Source organism: Bacteroides caecigallinarum, assembly GCF_016902295.1.
GTDB classification, from domain to species: domain Bacteria; phylum Bacteroidota; class Bacteroidia; order Bacteroidales; family Bacteroidaceae; genus Phocaeicola; species Phocaeicola caecigallinarum_A.
This window is the reverse complement of the sequence record NZ_JACJLQ010000094.1, coordinates 1-2071: the sequence shown is the minus strand read 5'-3', so window position 1 is coordinate 2071 and position 2071 is coordinate 1. Positions and strand designations below refer to the sequence as shown.

The window sequence follows — 2071 nt, the reverse complement described above, 5'->3', positions numbered from 1 at the left end:
GAAAAATCAAAATAGAAAAAAGTTTGTAGTACACAGAGGAGCAAATGAAAATTGCAAAATACTGAGTAGCAAAGAAAAGCATAAATTTACTATCAAACTTGGGTTAAAATCCATTCCAGAGGTATTGTGATAAAATTCATCGAATAATGATCGCTCATTGTTCCATCCTCATAATATATACCTATGGAACCATCAGCACATTTCACTATTGACGAATATGCTCCGGGGAGACTGTTGAACACATACTTGTACGGCCATGTCTTTCCCTTGTCCTTGCTGGCATAAATAGTAAGGTTTCTACGGTCTTCAGCATTCGGCATTGTATGAAGATATACATCATCGGAATATACCAGCATATCGGCATTACAGCTGTTGCCCCACAAATCCTTGTTTGTGTAACCCTTGCCCCATGTAAGTCCTCCGTCATGCGAAACATTGAATCCGCGTTCTCCACTACGGCGTGTAGAAATTATTACCGTACCGTCACGTTCCTCCACAAGCTTGGCTTCATCACCGCCTTCGAACACAGCATTTTTTGAGACATTCCATGTTTTTCCATTATCATCGGAATAAACAATATAATTGTAATACGGCCATTCCGAGAATTTGCAAACCATTGCAAACATTATCCTTCCATTTGCCGATTTTCTTTTCTGATGCTTGAGACACAAACCTTTACCTGATGTAACAAATACACCCTGAAGTTTTGCTGATGCATCTTTATATGGGGCATCGTATATCAAATCGGATATTTCTTTTGGACGTTCCCAGGTCTTGCCGCCATCATCGCTCGATGTCTGATAGACCTTAATGCGGTCATCGTATGTAGAACGCTGATATCTGCGGTCGGCAGCCATAAGACAAATAATTTTACCATCAGTTGTTTCCACTATAGCTGCATCACCATATCCATAGTCCGGTCCCTGATTGTTCAGGCTGTCAATATACTCACCGGCAATGGTTTTCGGAGTGCTCCACGAGTTTCCGTTATCATCGCTGTATCTTGCCACAAGGTCTATCTTGTTAGGCAAATCTTCGTTATTGTCATATCGCCTGTCGGTAACTGTAATTATGCGTCCTTTATGCTCAGCATTGTTTTCAAGTACAATCATTGCAGGTATTCTGTAATACTCCGAACCATGGTCCCAGGGGTTGAACAACATGGTCTGTCTGTCATAAATACAGGCGATACCTTCAGGATTTCCTGATTCTAATGTCATGAGAGTACCGTCCTTAAGCAAAAGACCTTCGCACAAGGCATCTATTTTGTTACCAACCTTCGCTCCTGACGAAATATCTGCCGTCAGCCACAGATAATTCACACCTTTCAACGGAATATAATCAGACGAAAAATGAATTTCAAAGCTTTCTGACTTTGCAGACGAAGGCACAGAACTGTCTGCAAGAAGAAGAGAATAAGCCTTGATGGCACCGTTCAGGAAAGGTGTCTGTGTAGCATATACTTTAAGCGATGAAATATCCTCCAAATCGGTAGTACCGTACAACGATACTTTAATTCCTGACAGGAGAGGAGCTTCTTTTTGCAAATCTCTCTTCAGATTTATTCGTAATAATACATGATCATTATTACCCTTACCGGCAGTCAGAAAACCTTGGTCAACGGTAATGTCTGTTATGCCATTATTGGTAGAAGCATTTACAACAGATGAGCCTAACAACAAAGAAAATAGAAATAGAATTGATTTAATTTTCATCGTATAAAAATTTAAAGTGTGAATAACAATTTTAATACAGTCAGGAATGGCATACATGCCAAAGATGTGATTATGGATTTTTTTCATATATGAGTTATCAGAAGTGTTTATCGCAAAGATATGGAATTTATTCGGGATAAACTAATTTTAATCTTGCCTATTAGAAAATTAAACACTAAATATCAGGACAATAAAAGACAAATGCCTCTAAATATTCTGTAAATACAACTTGTGTTTTTATAAATACAGTTATGTAGGTCGGCGGCATTGCTGCCGCTTTCCCCATTAAGAACTGTACGTGCGACTTTCACCGCATACAGCTCCGATAATTCTAAATTTAATTCTCATAAAATTAA

1 protein-coding gene is annotated in these 2071 nt (G+C 38.8%); it reads right to left on the bottom strand.

What is annotated here, in order from left to right; genetic code table 11:
* Positions 1–92: 92 nt before the first annotated feature.
* Entirely contained in the window at positions 93–1715 is a 1623-nt protein-coding gene (locus H6A27_RS14245; protein WP_204509165.1) for a sialidase family protein, read from the bottom strand.
* Between the last annotated feature and the right edge of the window lie 356 nt (positions 1716–2071).

Excerpts from the sequence above, each read along its gene's own strand:
- H6A27_RS14245 (WP_204509165.1), bottom strand. The coding sequence starts at position 1,715 with ATGAAAATTAAATCAATTCTATTTCTATTTTCTTTGTTGTTAGGCTCA.